The organism is Sandarakinorhabdus oryzae (genome assembly GCF_009733735.1).
GTDB classification, from domain to species: domain Bacteria; phylum Pseudomonadota; class Alphaproteobacteria; order Sphingomonadales; family Sphingomonadaceae; genus Sandarakinorhabdus; species Sandarakinorhabdus oryzae.
In genome coordinates, this window is the sequence record NZ_WNJP01000060.1 from 1 (window position 1) to 15,411 (window position 15,411).

The 15,411-nt window shown below is 68.5% G+C and carries 14 protein-coding genes and 1 tRNA gene; 9 read left to right on the top strand and 6 right to left on the bottom strand.

Annotation, left to right across the window (positions count from 1 at the left end):
• On the top strand, positions 1-589 hold a 589-nt coding region (locus tag GJ693_RS07855), incomplete at its 5' end, for a UDP-N-acetylglucosamine 2-epimerase (RefSeq protein ID WP_197042047.1).
• On the opposite strand, the gene aroA is transcribed toward GJ693_RS07855, so the two are convergent.
• A complete protein-coding gene (gene aroA / locus GJ693_RS07860; RefSeq protein WP_156255767.1) occupies positions 492-1,856 on the bottom strand; it encodes a 3-phosphoshikimate 1-carboxyvinyltransferase in 1,365 nt (454 codons plus the stop codon). The genes GJ693_RS07855 and aroA overlap by 98 nt on opposite strands.
• Before the next feature lie 120 nt (positions 1,857-1,976).
• Here aroA and GJ693_RS07865 point away from each other — a divergent pair, with 120 nt between their 5' ends.
• From GJ693_RS07865 to guaA, 4 genes are all read left to right on the top strand, one after another.
• The gene (locus GJ693_RS07865) at positions 1,977-2,297 is read left to right on the top strand and encodes a TIGR02300 family protein (protein ID WP_156255768.1); all 321 of its coding nucleotides are present in this window, start codon (positions 1,977-1,979) and stop codon (positions 2,295-2,297) included.
• A gap of 105 nt (positions 2,298-2,402) precedes the next feature.
• Positions 2,403-2,478, top strand: a tRNA-Ala gene (locus GJ693_RS07870).
• Between the two features lie 74 nt (positions 2,479-2,552).
• The gene (locus GJ693_RS07875) at positions 2,553-2,993 is read left to right on the top strand and encodes an acyl-CoA thioesterase (RefSeq protein WP_156255769.1); all 441 of its coding nucleotides are present in this window, start codon (positions 2,553-2,555) and stop codon (positions 2,991-2,993) included.
• A gap of 9 nt (positions 2,994-3,002) precedes the next feature.
• Positions 3,003-4,559, top strand: a complete 1,557-nt coding sequence (guaA, locus tag GJ693_RS07880) for a glutamine-hydrolyzing GMP synthase (RefSeq protein WP_156255770.1) — start codon at positions 3,003-3,005, stop codon at positions 4,557-4,559.
• 19 nt (positions 4,560-4,578) lie between these two features.
• Here the strand turns inward: guaA and GJ693_RS07885 are convergent, their stop codons facing one another.
• From GJ693_RS07885 to GJ693_RS07895, 3 genes are all read right to left on the bottom strand, one after another.
• Positions 4,579-5,673: a serine hydrolase domain-containing protein gene (locus GJ693_RS07885; protein WP_156255771.1), complete on the bottom strand. Its 1,095-nt coding sequence runs from the start codon at positions 5,671-5,673 to the stop codon at positions 4,579-4,581.
• The gene (locus tag GJ693_RS07890) at positions 5,670-7,436 is read right to left on the bottom strand and encodes a M28 family peptidase (RefSeq protein WP_156255772.1); all 1,767 of its coding nucleotides are present in this window, start codon (positions 7,434-7,436) and stop codon (positions 5,670-5,672) included. The genes GJ693_RS07885 and GJ693_RS07890 overlap by 4 nt, the downstream gene beginning before the upstream one ends.
• A 70-nt stretch (positions 7,437-7,506) precedes the next feature.
• A complete protein-coding gene (locus tag GJ693_RS07895) occupies positions 7,507-8,118 on the bottom strand; it encodes a TetR/AcrR family transcriptional regulator (RefSeq protein WP_197042048.1) in 612 nt (203 codons plus the stop codon).
• A gap of 194 nt (positions 8,119-8,312) precedes the next feature.
• Between GJ693_RS07895 and GJ693_RS07900 the strand changes: the two genes are divergently transcribed.
• The 4 genes from GJ693_RS07900 to GJ693_RS07915 all read left to right on the top strand — a co-directional run bounded on the left by GJ693_RS07900 (position 8,313) and on the right by GJ693_RS07915 (position 13,770).
• Positions 8,313-10,247, top strand: coding sequence for a potassium transporter Kup (locus tag GJ693_RS07900; protein WP_156255774.1), 1,935 nt, complete (start codon positions 8,313-8,315; stop codon positions 10,245-10,247).
• A gap of 2 nt (positions 10,248-10,249) precedes the next feature.
• A complete protein-coding gene (locus tag GJ693_RS07905) occupies positions 10,250-11,686 on the top strand; it encodes a sensor histidine kinase (protein WP_235902735.1) in 1,437 nt (478 codons plus the stop codon).
• Positions 11,683-12,354, top strand: a complete 672-nt coding sequence (locus GJ693_RS07910) for a response regulator transcription factor (RefSeq protein ID WP_156255776.1) — start codon at positions 11,683-11,685, stop codon at positions 12,352-12,354. Before GJ693_RS07905 ends, GJ693_RS07910 begins: the two co-directional genes overlap by 4 nt.
• A gap of 87 nt (positions 12,355-12,441) precedes the next feature.
• Positions 12,442-13,770, top strand: coding sequence for an amino acid permease (locus GJ693_RS07915; protein ID WP_235902732.1), 1,329 nt, complete (start codon positions 12,442-12,444; stop codon positions 13,768-13,770).
• On the opposite strand, the gene greB is transcribed toward GJ693_RS07915, so the two are convergent.
• Complete coding sequence (gene greB, locus GJ693_RS07920; RefSeq protein ID WP_156255777.1) at positions 13,767-14,246, bottom strand: transcription elongation factor GreB; 480 nt, start codon at positions 14,244-14,246, stop codon at positions 13,767-13,769. The two genes, GJ693_RS07915 and greB, sit on opposite strands and share 4 nt — an antisense overlap.
• The coding region (locus tag GJ693_RS07925) for an FAD-binding domain-containing protein (RefSeq protein ID WP_156255778.1) at positions 14,243-15,411 on the bottom strand (1,169 nt) is incomplete at its 5' end. The genes GJ693_RS07925 and greB, both read right to left, overlap by 4 nt.

Here is a 15,411-nt window from a genome sequence, read left to right on the forward strand (position 1 = left end):
GGCCGGCATCCCGCGCGACCGGCCCTGGCTGCTGGCGACGGTGCATCGCCGCGAGAACCAGGGCGCGGCGCTGGACGGGGTGCTCGCCGCGCTGGCGGTGCTGGCGGCGGAAGCGGAGATCATCCTGCCGGTGCACCCAAGTCCGGCGGTGGCCGGCCCGGTGCGGGCGGCGCTGAGCAGTCGCCCCCATGTCCACCTGCTGTCGCCGCTGCCCTACGCCGCGTTCGTGGCGCTGATGGGGCAGGCGGCCGTGGTGCTCACCGATTCGGGTGGGGTGCAGGAGGAAGCGCCGGCCATCGGCCTGCCCTGCCTGGTGCTGCGCGCGGTGACGGAACGGCCGGAAGGGGTGGCGGCGGGCAATGCCCTGCTGGTCGGGCGCGATCCGGCGGCCATCGTGGCGGCCGCGCGGCGGGTGCTGGCGGATGCCGGCCTGCGCGCGGCGATGGCAGAGCCGTCGCTGCCCTATGGCGAGGGCGGCGCCGCGCGGGCGATCAATGATCTGCTGCTGGGCGTTGCGCGCAGCCGAGCTGCTCCATCATCGCCACGAAGCTCGGGAAGCTGGTCGCGATCGGCCGTGCATCATCAATGATGACCGCCCGGGCGGCGTGCAGGCCTAGTACGGCAAAACTCATGGCGATGCGGTGATCGAGGTGCGCGGCAATAGTCGCGCCACCCGGCACCGGGTCGCCGCCGCGGCCTTCGACGATCAGGCCATCCTCGACCTCCTCACAGGCCACGCCGCAAGCCGTCAGCCCCTGCGCCATCACCGCGATCCGATCGGATTCCTTCACCCGCAACTCCTCGATCCCGCGCATCACCGTGCGGCCCTGGGCGAAGGCGGCGGCAACAAACAGCACCGGATATTCGTCGATCATGCTGGGCGCGCCGTCGGGCGGCACGTCGATGCCGGTCAACGTGCTGTGGCGAACGTGGAGATCGGCCACCGGCTCGCCACCCACCGTGCGTTCATCGAGCAGGTCGATGCGGCCGCCCATCGCCTGCAGCACGCGCACCAGGCCGGCGCGGGTGGGGTTGAGGCCGACATTGCGGATGATGATGTCGCTGCCCGGCACGATCAGCGCGGCGACCATCGGGAAGGCGGCGGACGATGGGTCGCCGGGGACGACGATGGTCTGGGGCTTCAGTTCGGCCTCGCCGCGAATGGTGATGATACGGCCCTGCGGCGAGGCGGTGACGGAGAGCTGAGCGCCGAAGCCGGCCAACATGCGCTCGCTGTGGTCGCGGGTGGGGATGGGCTCGATCACCACCGTCTCGCCCGGCGTGTTGAGGCCGGCAAGCAGGATGGCGGATTTCACCTGCGCCGAAGCCACCGGCAACGTGTAGGTCAGCGGGATCGCCGGGCAGGCACCGGTCAGCGTCAGCGGCAGGGTCTGGCGGCCGGGGCCGGGCGTTGCGGCGATCGTCGCACCCATCAAGGACAGGGGCGTGATGACCCGGCCCATCGGCCGGCCCGACAGGCTGGCATCGCCCACGAACGTTGCGGTGATCGGGTGGGCGGCAATGAGGCCCATCAGCAGGCGGGTCGAGGTGCCGCTGTTGCCCATGTCGAGCGCAGTCGCCGGTTGCAGCAGGCCACCGACGCCCACGCCGTGCACCGTCCAGGCGCCGGTGCCGGTGCGGCTGATCTGGGCGCCCATCGCCCGCATGGCGGCAGCAGTGGCCAGCACGTCCTCGCCTTCCAGCAGGCCGGAGATGCGGGTTTCGCCGACAGCGAGCGCGCCCAGCATCAGCGAGCGGTGGCTGATCGACTTGTCGCCGGGCACGGTGACATCGCCGGAAAGCGGGCCGCGCGCCGTCAGGCACAGCGGGTGCGGGGAGCCAGTATCATTCGTCATGATGCCGCGCTTTGACAGGGCTTGCCGGCTGTGGCAATGCGCCAGCCTTTCCCGGCCGGCCTGTGGGCGGCTGGGTGTTTGCCATGTGCCGGCATGGGCCGGCGCGCGCACGGAGACGATATGGTCAAGGCTGAATGGGGCACCAAGCGTGCCTGCCCGAAGTGCAACACGCGTTTTTACGACCTGGGCAAGGAAGACCCGGTGACCTGCATCTCGTGCGGCTTTGCCTGGGCGCCGGAACCGATCCTGAAGTCCAAGCAGACGACGCCGTTTGAACAGGCCAAGCCGCAGGCGGCCGAGGAAGACGCCGTGGTGGCGGTTGACGAGGATCTGGACATCGAGGACGCCGACGTCGAAGCCGGCGAAGCCGATGCCGATGTGGACCTGGGCGATGACGACGACCTGGGCGTGGTGTCGGAAGGCACCGAAGACGAGAATTGAGTTTGGCGGCCGTGGCGGCGAATTTCGGGCTTGCAAGCAGGTCCAGTTTCGCCTAACCGGCCGCTCCCGGCGCTGTTGGCAACAGCAGCGACCGCAAAAGGGTGCGGGGCCTTAGCTCAGCTGGGAGAGCGCTACAATGGCATTGTAGAGGTCAGCGGTTCGATCCCGCTAGGCTCCACCATCCCGCCCAAAAGACCCCGGCAGCGATGCCGGGGTCTTTTGCGTTTGGGCCGAATCGCTGGCACATCCGGTCGCATGACTGCTCGCTCCGACTATCCCGCCCACCGCCTGATCCCCACCCGCTGGATGGACAATGATGCCTACGGCCACGTCAACAACGTGGTCTATTACAGCTGGTTCGATACCGCGGTGAACGCCTGGCTGATCGAGGCGGGGCTGCTCGACATCCACCACGGGAATCCCATCGGCCTGGTGGTGGAAACCGGCTGCCGCTACCACCGCTCCGTCGCCTTTCCCGAAACCGTGGAAGCCGGCCTGCGCATTGCCCGGCTGGGCAGCAGCAGCGTGCGCTGGGAAGTGGGTCTGTTCACCGCCGGCCACGACGGTCCGGCGGCCGAGGGGCATTTCGTCCATGTCTATGTCGATCGGGATACGCGCCGGCCGGTGCCGCTGCCCGCAGCGTGGCGGCAGGTCTTGTTGCCGCTGGTGGTTGCGCAAGCCGGCACGACGCCTTAAGCGCCCGCGATGCACACACCAGACGACTCGATCCTGATCCTCGATTTCGGCAGCCAGGTGACGCAGCTCATCGCCCGGCGCATCCGCGAAGTGGGTGTCTATTGCGAGATCGTCCCCTTCGCCAAGGGCGCCGAAGCCTATCAGCGCATGGCGCCGAAGGGCGTCATCCTGTCGGGCAGCCCGGCCAACATCAGCGACGCCAACGGACCGCGCATCCCTGACAATGTGCTGGCCGCCGACGTGCCGCTGCTCGGCATCTGCTATGGCGAACAGGCGCTGTGCTACCAACTGGGCGGCGCCGTCGTCGCTTCCGACCATCGCGAGTTCGGCCGCGCCGAGATCGAGATCGTCGATGAGTGCGCGTTCTTCGCCGGCGTGTGGGCCAAGGGCGACCGCCCGACGGTCTGGATGAGCCATGGCGACCGCATCGACGCCATCCCGCCCGGCTTCCGCGCCGTCGCCGTAAGCCCCGGCGCGCCCTTCGCCGCCATCGCCAACGACGAGGCCCGCCGCTATGGCGTGCAGTTCCACCCGGAAGTGGTGCACACCCCTGACGGCGCGGCGCTGCTGAAGAATTTCGTCGTCAATGTCTGCGGCATCACGCCGAACTGGTCGATGGCCGGCTTCCGCGCCGCCAAGATTGCCGAGATCCGCGAACAGGTGGGTGATGGCAAGGTGATCTGCGGGCTCTCTGGTGGCGTCGATTCTGCAGTCGCGGCCGTGCTGATCTACGAGGCCATCGGCGACCAACTGACCTGCGTCTTCGTCGATCACGGCCTGATGCGGCTGGGCGAGGCCGAACAAGTCGTCACCCTGTTCCGCGAACATTATCATATCCCGCTGGTGCACGTGGAAGCCGAGGAATTGTTCCTGTCGGGCCTCGCTGGCGTCACCGACCCGGAAGCCAAGCGCAAATTTATCGGGAAGACCTTCATCGAGGTGTTCGAGGCCGAGGCCAGGAAGATCGGCGGCGCCGATTTCCTCGCACAAGGCACGCTCTATCCCGACGTGATCGAGAGCGTGTCCTTCACCGGGGGCCCAAGCGTGACGATCAAGAGCCACCACAATGTCGGCGGGCTGCCTGAGCGCATGAACATGAAGCTGGTCGAGCCGCTGCGCGAGCTGTTCAAGGACGAGGTGCGCCGCCTTGGCGTCGAACTCGGCCTGCCGCCGGCCTTCGTCGGCCGCCACCCGTTCCCTGGCCCCGGCCTGGCCATCCGTATCCCCGGCGAAGTGACCAAGGAGGCCTGCGACACGCTGCGCAAGGCCGACGCCATCTATCTCGACGAGATCCGCAAGGCCGGCCTGTATGACGAGATCTGGCAGGCCTTTGCCGTGCTGCTGCCGGTGCGCACCGTCGGCGTGATGGGCGATGGCCGCACCTATGACCGGGTGTGCGGTCTGCGCGCCGTGACCTCGGTGGATGGCATGACGGCCGACGTCTACCCGTTCGATGCCGCCTTCCTCACCCGCACCGCGACGCGCATCGTTAACGAAGTGAAGGGCATCAACCGGGTCGTCTATGACTATACGTCAAAGCCGCCTGGCACCATCGAGTGGGAATAGGCCCGATCCGCCGTCGAATTCAGCCACAATCGGTAGCAGCGATCTGGCGGGCAAGCCCGAGAAACGACGACAGCGGCACGTCCCGCCCCGACAGCAGGCGCGGTGCCACCTTGTGGGCGATCACCAGATCCCGCCTCGGCACCACCAGGATATATTGGCCGAGATAGCCCCAGGCCAGATAGGCACCGGCCAGCGGTGAGGTGTCGGGTTCTTCGAAGAGCCACCACATGGTGCCAAAGCCAAGCCCGACCTTGGCGGTTTTGTCCGGGTGCATGTCGGAGGATCGGGTGGTGGGCGTGGTGATCTGCCGAACCCAGCTGGCCGGCTCCACCTGCCTGTCGCCCCAGCGGCCATCGTTCAGCATCAGCAGGCCAATGCGCGCCATATCGCGGGTGGATAGATCGAAATGATAGGCAGGATGGCGTGAGCGTTCCGGCCGGGATTGCTTGCGCTGGGCGCCGGCGCTGAAATCCTGCATCTGTAATGGACGCGCAATATCGGTTTCGAACGCCGCATAAATGGTGCGTCCGGTCAGCCGTTCAAACGCCGTACCGGCCGCGTTGAAATCCCAGTTGTTGTAGAGAAAATAGCTGCCAGGGGGCTGGCTGCCGCGGGGCGGCGCAAAGGCAGTGTCGTCTCCGGCATTGGTCGCGGCGTGATACACCCCGGATCGGGCTGTCATCAGATCGCGCAGCCGGGCCTGCCTTTCGATCGGCAGCAGGCCATCATCCTCGTCGATGCCGATCTGCGCGAGCGTGCGGTCGAGGTCGACGGTGCCGCGTTCGACATCGTTGCCGAACAGCAGGGCCAGCAGGCTCTTGCGTGCCGACGCCACGTAGGAAACCTTGTCGGTTCGCCCAAGGGTCAAGATCGGCCGCCCATGGGAAACCACCATCATCGCCGTCGTCGGCAGGCCGGCGAGATCGCGGCGCACATGATCGAGCACGGCCCGGCAGGCGGGTGGCAGATCGGGTCTGGGCGTGTCCCAGCGCGCGGCGGGAAAGGTCGCAGGCGTTGTGCCGGCGCGCGCAGCGTCCGGCATGGCCAAAAGGGCAAGAGCCGCACCGGCCACCAGACCGGCTGTGCGCGCGCGGCTGATCAGATGCATGGTCATCTCGTCTCCTCATAGACGGGCACGGACGCCGCGCGGGCGTCGAACCGGACAATGCCAGCGATACCCACAGCGCCAAGCAGGAAGGCCGTGGCCACCCTCAAGGCGAGCCGTCGCGGCAACGGCCTGATCAGCGGCCCCAGCAGGGCGAGGGCCGGTAGCAGCAGCGGCGCCACCACCGCCGGGGCGCTGGTGCCGATGGCGAGCAGTCCGAAATGGGCATAGCTGGCAAGGAAGGCGAGCCAGGGAATGGCCAAGGCCGCGGCGATGGCACCGCTGATCCGCCCATTCGCGTCGGGGATCAGCGACGTCAGCAGCAGCGACAAGCCGGCAAACAGCAAGGGCCAGGCCAGCGGCGGCGTGGCGCCCGGCAACACCAGCTGCGCTGCCGCCGCCACAGCCAAAGGCAGCAGGGCGAAGCCGAGGCCGCGCCCGAACGCGCTAGCCGGCCTGCGCACCAGCAGCAGTGCGAGGACCGCGCCAGCTGCCAGCGCGGCCTCCAGTTCAAATGTCGGCAAGGCCGCAAGCCGGTCGTAATAGTCGCCCGCCCCGGTTCCGAATGACAGGATGTGCAGCAGGGTGAGCAGCCCGGCCAGGAGCAGAACCGCCGCCACGCCGTCCAGCGCTCCGCCACCGATCTGCGCCGCCGTCCATTGCCCGCGCTGCCGGGCGGCGGCCGCCGCCAGCACCAGCGCACTGGCCAGGATCACGGCCCAGCCGGCCGGTGCCGGATAGGCGAGGGTGACGAGGCCAAGCACGTCGCTGAAGACCATATCACCGCCGCGTTCCGGCAATTGCCGGGCGGTCAACAGCCCCCGCACGAGGTCCAGCGTCTGGCTGCCCATATGTTGCAGCGTGCGCGGATCGATCCGGTCAGCAGTGGACAGCGGTGAATGATAAAGGGCGGGATTGTCGATCGGCGCGAAATTGTAGCCGATGATGCCGCGATCCAGCGCTGCGGTCAGGTCGGTCGAGTTGGGCAGGCGCTGGTAGATGCTGACGGCAAGGCTGTTGGTCGCCGGGCTGGCGACATGGGCGGCATAAAATCGGATCAGGCCCGCGTTGCCAGCACTGGTCTGGAACATCATGGCCCGTCCGCCACCGCCGCGCGCCTCCAGGTTGATGGCGACGCCGATGCGGGACGTCAGCGGGCCGTCCAACGGTGTCGGTGCAAAGGCGTGCCGGGCGCCGGCCAGGCCGATCTCCTCCCCATCGGTGAGCAGGATGATGAAATCGCGCTGCGGCCTGTCCGGTCCGATTGCGCGCGCAGTTTCCAGCGCGGTGGCCAGCCCAAAGCCATCATCGGCGGCGCCCGGTGAACCCCAGACGCTGTCGTAATGCGCCATCACCAGCACGGCTGGCGCTGCCTGGTCCAGGCCCGGCCGGATGGCGACGATGTTCACGCCAGTGGTGGCTGCAGGGCCGCCACGCTTCGTCAGGCGCGCCGCCTTGCCGGGCGGCAGGGCAAAGCGATCGAAGTGCACGCCAAAGCCCAGCGCGGTCAGGCGGGCAGCAAGATAGTTGCGAGCCCTGATGTGGCCCAGCGTTCCCGTGGCGCGTGGCGTGGCGGCCAGCACGTGCAGATCGGCCATCGCCCTGCCGGCCGAGAAGCGTTCGCGTGCGGCGCTGGCGGGCAGGGCCGCTGGCGGCTGAACCGACCACCAGACCAGCAAGGCCGCCAGCAGCAGCGTCAGGGCAAGCGCAATTGCAGCAGACCAGCCGCCTGCCGGAGATGCAAACGTTGTGGTGACTCGGGTGGCAGGCATGGCCGTCCGTTCCTTAATGACAAAATGTCATTAGCGAAATGGCGACGGAATGCAATGGCCCGATTTCGGGTCAGGCAAGCCCTTCATAGAGGAGTTGGGTGATGAGGCCAGGCAGGGCATCCGGGGCGTCAGGCGCCAGGCTTTCGACATAGCGGCCGGCCATGGCCTGGCCGACAGCGGCGGCGATGACCAACTGGATGATGCGGCCAGCCACGGCCGGATCGGCTGCGCTGACCTTGCCCCGTGCCAGCAGGCGGCGCTGGGTGATGTCGCGCAGGGCGAGCAGGGCCTCGGCAACGCCCGGCAGCGGCTCGGCCTGATCATGCAGGAAGATCCAGGCAAACAGCCGCCGGTTGCTCGGCAGAGCCAGTGCCGCAAACAGGGTCTGCACCACATCATGCACCGGTTCGGTATCAAGATTCTGTTCCTGCATCCGCGCGGCGATCTCCCCGATCAGCGTGTGTGCAATGCGCGCCGCCGTGTGCCGTTGCAACGCGATCACCGATCCGAAATGCGCGATGACGTTAGAATGGGTTGTCCCGGCCCGGCGCGCCACTTCGGCCAACCGGAAATTGTCAGGTCCTTCGCTGCGCAAAAGGTCTTCGGCAGCCAGCAGGATATTGGCCCGAGCGGCCTCTGGCGTGCGCCGGCTGCGCACGCGATCGCCCTGGCTGCTGCTCATTCGCTGGCCTCCTGCCCGCCAAAGTGAAAAACTGGCCGGACAATGGCAGCGACAGGCCGGCATGGCCAGATCGGGAAACCGGGCGCCTTGCGGCGTGGAGATGTCGCTGCCAACGGCTGCATTCATGCGATTTTCATGGGCAGCGCCCGATATTCCCCGCGCGATTTCATGGGCACAGCGCGCACAGCGGGTGCATGACACACGCAGCCGCTATCCCCGCCGCCGAAGCGCACGCCGCGCCGCCGCGCACACGCCTTTCCATCCTCACCCTTGGTGCAATCGGTGTCGTCTATGGCGATATCGGCACCAGTCCGCTCTATGCCTTTCGCGAGGCCATGGCGCAACTGAACGGCACGCCGGTGGGCGAGGCCGAGATACTGGGCGTGCTCAGCCTGGCGCTATGGGCGCTGATCCTGGTCGTCACGGTCAAATATGTGCTGTTCCTGACCCGGGCGGACAATGACGGCGAAGGCGGTGTGCTCTCGCTGATGGCACTGGCCAACCGCGGCACGGGTGGCCCGTTGCCAGTGATCCTGCTGCTGGGTGCGGCGGGCGCGGCGCTGTTCTATGGCGATGCCATCATCACGCCGGCGCTCTCCGTGCTGTCGGCGGTGGAGGGCATGCGCAGCGTGCCGGACCTGGCGCCCTATATCAGCGACCGGCTGGTGATTTCGGTGACGCTCGGCATCCTCATCGCGCTGTTCCTGGTGCAGTCCAAGGGCACAGCCAAGGTCGCCGGCCTGTTCGGCCCGGTGTGCGTGGTCTGGTTCGGCGTGCTGGCGGTGATGGGGGTTGCGCATATCCTTGATGCCCCGGCCATCCTGACCGCATTCAATCCGATCTGGGGTGGCAAATTCCTGTTCAGCCACGGTGTCACCGGCCTGTTCGTGCTGGGCGCGGTGTTCCTCACCGTGACCGGGGCGGAGGCGCTGATCGCCGATCTTGGCCATTTCGGCCGCAAGGCGGTGCAGATCGGCTGGTTGAGCCTGGTCTGGCCGGCGCTCAGCCTCAACTATCTCGGCCAGGGCGCAATGGCGCTGGAGGCGCTGCACGCCGCCACCGCTGCCGGAAAGCCCTTTGCCAATGCCGACTGGTTCTTCACCATGCCGCCCGATGCCCTGCGCGCGCCGCTGATCGTGCTGACCACGGCGGCCACCATCATCGCCAGCCAGGCGGTGATCACCGGCGCCTATTCGCTGACCAGCCAGGCGGTGGCGCTGGGCCTGTTGCCGCGCATGCGCATCCTGCAGACGTCGCACGCCGAACGCGGCCAGATCTACATGCCGGCGATCAACTGGCTGCTGCTGGTCGGCGTCGTCGTGCTGGTGCTGGCCTTTGGCAGCAGCTCGGCGATGGCCGCCGCCTATGGCATCGCCGTCACCGGCACCATGGTCATCACGTCGCTGCTCGCCGGCTATGTGCTGGTGCGCAGCTGGGGCTGGATGCCGGAAACCATGGTGTGGGTGATCGCCCCGCTGCTCGCCATCGATCTCTTCTTCTTTGGCGCCAACATCCTGCGCGTCGCCGAAGGTGGCTGGGTGCCGCTGCTGGTGGCAGCCGGAGTGGGCGTCATCATCCTGTGCTGGCTCACCGGGCGCCGCGCCATCACCCGCGCCGCCGCCCGCCAGGCGATCGCGCTCGATGATCTGGCCGCCTCGCTGGCCGCCCGCCCGCCGATGGTGGTGGACGGCACTGCCATCTTCCTGACCACCGACAACCAGCTCGCCCCGTCGGCGCTGCTGCACAGCCTGAAGCATGGCCATGTTCTCCACCGCAACAATCTGGTGCTGACCGTGCGCACCGCCGGCGTGCCCAGCGTGCCGACCGGGCAGCGGCTGACCATCGAGCCGATCAACGCGCGTTTCTGCCGCGGCACGCTGGTGCGCGGCTACATGGACCTGGTTGATCTGCCAAGTGAGCTGGGTCGCAGCTGGCCGGCGATGCAGGCGCCCGGCGGCACCAGCTTCTATCTGGGACGGAACAGCTTGCGGCGCGGCCGCCACTCGCGCATGCCGGTGTGGATGATGCCGGTCTTTGCCTTTCTCTATCGCAACGCGGCCGATCCCGATGCCACGCTCGGCATCCCGGCCAACCGCGTGGTGGAAATGGGCTCCCAGGTCGAGCTGTGACGATGCCGCTGCCCCGGCTGCCGCTGCTCGATCTCGTCCTTGCGCTCGCCGCTGCCGGGTTGATCCTGGCCGCCGGATCGACCGGGCTGATGGGGTTGGGCCTCACCGCAACGGCGCTGCTGCTCACCCTGCCAGTGCTGTGGGCTGCCTCGCGCAGCAATGCCACCATCGGCGCTGGCGTGGCGCTGGCGATTTCGGTGGCGTTCAACTTCTTCCTGCTGCCGCCGCGCCACAGTTTCCGCATCGATGGCGCCACGCACGTTGTCACCTTCCTGGTGTTCCTGGCGGTGGCGCTGGTGGCGGGTGGCTTTGCTGCCGGCCTGCGCGCCCGCCAGGACGAGGCTGACCGCCGGGCCGAAGGCAGCCAGCTGGAGAATGACTTTCTGTCGGAAATCGCACTGGCCACGTCGCGCGCCGATCTCGACGCCCGCGCGCTCGCCTTCTTGCAGCAGCGTTTTGGCGATGCCCGCCTGTTCAGCCAGGCCGAGCTGGAAACCCAGACCAGCGGTCTGGCCCCGCTCGATGCCGCAGCCGCCGCCTGGGCGATTGCCCATGATGCGGTGACCGGCCACGCCAGCGAGGTGATGCCCGGCGCCGATTTCCGCTTCCTGTCGTTCGGGCGCGGCAGTGCCGACGTGCTGGCGTTGGCCACCACCCGGCCGCTGCCGCCCGATACGACGCTGCTCCAGCGCATCGCCGGCCACTGGGGCCATGCCCGCGACCATCTCGACACGCTGGCCGAACGCCAGCGCCGGCAGGAGGCCGAGGCGCGCGACCGCACCCGTCGGGCGCTGCTGGCCGCATTGGGCCATGATTTCCGCACGCCGCTGACCGTGCTGAAGGAAGGGCTGGCGCGCCTCCCCGGCGCGGCCGACAGCGGTCTGCCGGGCGAGGTCGAGCGGCTGCGCCGGCTGGGCGAGAATCTGCTGGCTTCGGCGCGGCTCGATGCCGGCCTGCCGCTGGCACTGGAGCCGGTGGACCTAGTCGATACCATCGCCGAGGTGCGGGGCTTCGTGGAGCAGCAAGCCGGTAGCATCGTGCTCGATGTGCAGTTGCCCGAAACGCTGCCGTTGGTGCGGGCCGAGCCAGTGATGCTGATCCATCTTTTGGGCAATGTCGTCGAAAACGCCCTGCGCCACGCCCGCAGCCGCGTCAGCCTCGCCGCCACGCATGACGCGCAGCATGTGGACCTGCGCATCGCCGATGACGGCCCGGGCGTGCCCGAGACCCAGGCCGAGGCGATTTTCGAGCCCTTCGTGTCCGGGGCGGATGGCAGCGCGCGGCGGGCGACCTCGGGCAGTGGCCTGGGCCTCGCCATTGCCCGCGATCTGGCGCTGGCGATGGGCGCGGAGCTGACGCTGGCGCGCGACGGCGGGGCGGATGGCGCCGAATTCCGCCTGCGCCTGCCGATCGCGCCGGAGCGGGATGATCCGCCATGAGCCGGCCGATCCTGATTGTTGATGACGAAGCCGCGATCCGCCGCCTGCTGATCGCCGTGCTGCGTCGGGGCGGGCATGGCGTGCTGGAGGCCAGCACGGGCCGCGAGGCGCTGCAAGCCCTGCAACAGCGCCCAATTGCGGCCATCGTCGATCTGCGCCTGCCCGATCTGGACGGCATGGAGCTGATCCCCAGGCTGGCCGCGGCCGACATCCCGGTGCTGGTGCTGTCGGCCGAGCTCGACACCGCCGAGAAAGTCGCCGCGCTCGACCTGGGCGCCGAGGATTATCTCACCAAGCCGTTCGATGGCGACGAACTGCTCGCCCGCCTGCGCGTGCTGCTGCGCCGCGCGGGCCCGGCTGCGGGCGGTGCCACCAGCCACGGCCCGCTGGCCATCGATACCGCTCACCACCGTGCCACGCTTGATGGCGCGCCGATCGCACTGACGCCGCGCGAATTCGCCCTGCTGGCGGCACTGGTCGCCGGTGGCGGCCGGGTGCTCACGCACGCTGCCCTGCTGGAACAGGTGTGGGGCCCGGCGCACCGTGATGACCTGGATTATCTACGCGTCGCCATTCGCGCCCTGCGCCGAAAGATCGAGCCGGAGCCGGCACGGCCGCGCCTGATCCTCAACGAGCCCGGCATCGGCTACCGCCTGGCCGATCGCTGAGCCGCCTTGCCCTTGGCGGCTGCAAGATGCCATGGAAGGCGCAAGGGCCCGCACGACGCGGGCTGATTTTCTCGGGCAGGGCAATCCGTGGCAGCACATCCTCCGATCGATCAGGCGCCCGCGGCTCCGGCACTGGCGCGCACGCTGAAGCGCCGGCACGTCACCATGATCACGCTGGGCGGGGTGATCGGCGCCGGGCTGTTCGTCGGCAGCAGCGCCGCCATCGCCAGCATCGGACCGGCCGCAGTGATCAGCTATGCGCTGGCCGGGGCCATCGTGCTGGTGGTGATGCGCGTGATTGCAGCGCTGGCGATTGCACTGCCGCATGTCGCCACCTTCACCGAATATGCCCGCGCCGGTCTCGGCCGCTGGGCCGGCTTCACCGCCGGCTGGCTCTACTGGTATTTCTGGGCCGTGGTCATCGGGATCGAGGCCATCGCCGGCGCCGGCATCGTGGCGCAGTGGGTGGATCTGCCAGTGTGGGCGATCGGCACCGGGCTGATGCTGGTGATGACCGCGTCCAACCTCTTGTCGGCCCGCAGCTTCGGCGAGTTCGAATTCTGGTTTTCCACCATCAAGGTGGTGGCGATCGCGCTGTTCATCATCATCTGCGCGGTGTTCCTGATCGGCTCGCCGCAATCGGCGGGCCTTGCCAATCTCACCAATGATGGCGGGCTGGCGCCGATGGGCTGGGGCACGGTCGTGGCCGGGGTGACGACCGTGATCTTCGCCCTCGTCGGCGCCGAGATCGTCACCGTCGCCGCCGCCGAGGCCGAGGATTCGGCGACGCTGGTGGCGAGGATGGCCAGCACATTGATCCTCAGGATCAGCGTCTTCTACATCGGTGCCATCGGCCTGATCGTCTGCATCGTGCCGTGGCGCAGCATCGTGGCCGGCAAGTCACCCTTTGCCGCCGCGCTCGATGTGATCGGCGTGCCGGGCACGGCGCTGATGATGAACCTGCTGGTGCTGGTCGCCGTATTGTCCTGCCTCAACTCCGCCATCTATGTCGCCAGCCGGGCGCTGTTCACGCTGGCCGCCAATGGCGATGCGCCGCGCTGGAGCGTGGTGGTAGACCGCCGCGGCGTGCCGGCGCGCTCGATCCTGGCCTGCACGCTCGTGGGCTTTGCCTGCGTGCTCGCCTCCGTGCTGTCGCCGTCGGTGGTGTTCGCCTTCCTGGTCAATGCCTCGGGGGCCACCATGGTCTTCGTCTATTCGCTGGTCGTGATCGCCGCGATCCGGCTGGGGATCGGTGGCGGTTTCCTCAGCTGGGGCCGCCCCGTCGCCGTGGCCGCCATGGCCGGGGTGCTGGTTGCCATGGCGGTCACGCCCGATCTGGCGCCGCAATTCTGGGCCAGCCTGGGCTTCCTGGTCCTGGTGCTGGTGGCGGCCGCGCTGACTCGCAAACGGGCTTAGCTCGGGTAGCGGATCGCCAGCACTTCCCAGTTCTTCTCGCCCCCTGGCAGGCGCACCACCCGCACATCGCCCACCCGCGCACCGCGCAAGGCGCGCACGATCGGCGCACTCCAGCCGATCAGGCCCTGGCCGGCGTCCTGCTCGTCATCGCCCACAATGGTCAGCGAGCGCTGGTTGTCGTCATCGTCCGCGATCTCGACGGTGCAGCCGAACAGCACGCGGTCACGTTCCGTCTGGCGCGCTGGATCGACCACCCGAGCTGCATTCATCCGCTTGGCGAGATGGCCCAGTTCGCGGTCGATCTCGCGCAACTTCTTGCGGCCATAGATATAATCGCCATTCTCGCTGCGATCGCCATTGCCGGCGGCCCAGCGCACCACCTCCACGATGGCGGGGCGGTCGGTGTGCAGCAATTGCTCATACCGGGCGCGCAGCGCCGCCATGCCGGCAGGTGTGATCGGATTGCCGTCAGTCACAGGTCAAGCTGGCCCTGATTGATCATGGCCGGGCTTTTGCGGCGGCGGTTCGTGTCTGGCAAGCCGGCCTTGCGGCTGCCGTGGCGCTGGACGATGGCGCGCGCCGGGCCGGCGTGGGCAGGATCGCGGCGGATGGCGGTGATGGCGGCCCTGGCCTCGCGCGCGGCCTGCTCGTGATCAACCAGCGGCGCCGGATAATCGAGCGGCATTTCGGCCAGCCAGGGTTCGTGGACAAACGGCGTCGGCAGATGCGCCAATTCCGGCAGCCAGCGCCGGATGAACGCGCCATCCGGATCCTGATCATGGCCCTGCTTGATGGGGTTGTAGATGCGCGGGATGTTGGTGCCGGTGGTGCCTGATTGCATCTGCACCTGCGGCCAGTGGATGCCGGGCTCATAATCGGTGAACAGCCGCGCCAGGCCGGCGCCGCTCTGCCGCCAGTCGAGCCGCAGGTGATAGCTCGCCACCGCCATCACCATCGCCCGCATGCGGAAATTCAGCCAGCCGGTGGTATAAAGGCTGCGCATGCAGGCATCGACGAACGGCCAGCCGGTGCGCCCGGCCAGCCACGCGGCCAGCCGCATGTCGTCATGGGCGGGCAGGGCGGCATAGGCCGGGTGCAGGCAGCGCGCCTCCAGCCAGGGCGCGTCCTCCAGTTTCTGGATGAAGTGGCAGTGCCAGTGCAGCCGGCTGATGAAACTGTCGATGGAGCCGGTGAAGCGCGTGTCGCCCGCGTCTTTCCAGCGCTGGCGAGCGGCGAGCGCGGCCTGAAAGGCCTCGCGCATCGAGATCGTGCCCAGCGCCAGATGGGGCGACAGGCGGGAGCAATGTTCTGCGCCGCTGTCGGGCGCGGACATGGCGGCGCGATAGGGCCGGCCGCGGTCGGCGAGGAAGCTCCTCAGCAATTTCAGGCCTTCGCGGCGGCCCCCTGGCTGGCGCTGGCAGGGATCGGGCGCGAGACCGAGCATGGCCGCATCGGGCAGGGCGTCACTAGCCACACCGGCCATGCGGATGCTGGCCGGGGCGGGCAGGCGGGGGCTGCGCATCAGCCCTTCCCAGCGCGCCGCCCAGCCATCGCGATTGCCATGCGCCCGCCATACGCCGTGCTGCTGCGCCTCGCGCACCGGCACGCCGGCCGCCCGCGCCCAGCGCCGCACCGCCTTGT

Bases quoted from the DNA above. Each gene is read 5' to 3' on its own strand.
- aroA (WP_156255767.1), bottom strand. From the start codon at position 1,856: ATGACGAATGATACTGGCTCCCCGCACCCGCTGTGCCTGACGGCGCGC.
- GJ693_RS07865 (WP_156255768.1), top strand. From the start codon at position 1,977: ATGGTCAAGGCTGAATGGGGCACCAAGCGTGCCTGCCCGAAGTGCAAC.
- GJ693_RS07875 (WP_156255769.1), top strand. From the start codon at position 2,553: ATGACTGCTCGCTCCGACTATCCCGCCCACCGCCTGATCCCCACCCGC.
- guaA (WP_156255770.1), top strand. From the start codon at position 3,003: ATGCACACACCAGACGACTCGATCCTGATCCTCGATTTCGGCAGCCAG.
- GJ693_RS07885 (WP_156255771.1), bottom strand. From the start codon at position 5,673: ATGACCATGCATCTGATCAGCCGCGCGCGCACAGCCGGTCTGGTGGCC.
- GJ693_RS07890 (WP_156255772.1), bottom strand. From the start codon at position 7,436: ATGCCTGCCACCCGAGTCACCACAACGTTTGCATCTCCGGCAGGCGGC.
- GJ693_RS07895 (WP_197042048.1), bottom strand. From the start codon at position 8,118: ATGAGCAGCAGCCAGGGCGATCGCGTGCGCAGCCGGCGCACGCCAGAG.
- GJ693_RS07900 (WP_156255774.1), top strand. From the start codon at position 8,313: ATGACACACGCAGCCGCTATCCCCGCCGCCGAAGCGCACGCCGCGCCG.
- GJ693_RS07905 (WP_235902735.1), top strand. From the start codon at position 10,250: ATGCCGCTGCCCCGGCTGCCGCTGCTCGATCTCGTCCTTGCGCTCGCC.
- GJ693_RS07910 (WP_156255776.1), top strand. From the start codon at position 11,683: ATGAGCCGGCCGATCCTGATTGTTGATGACGAAGCCGCGATCCGCCGC.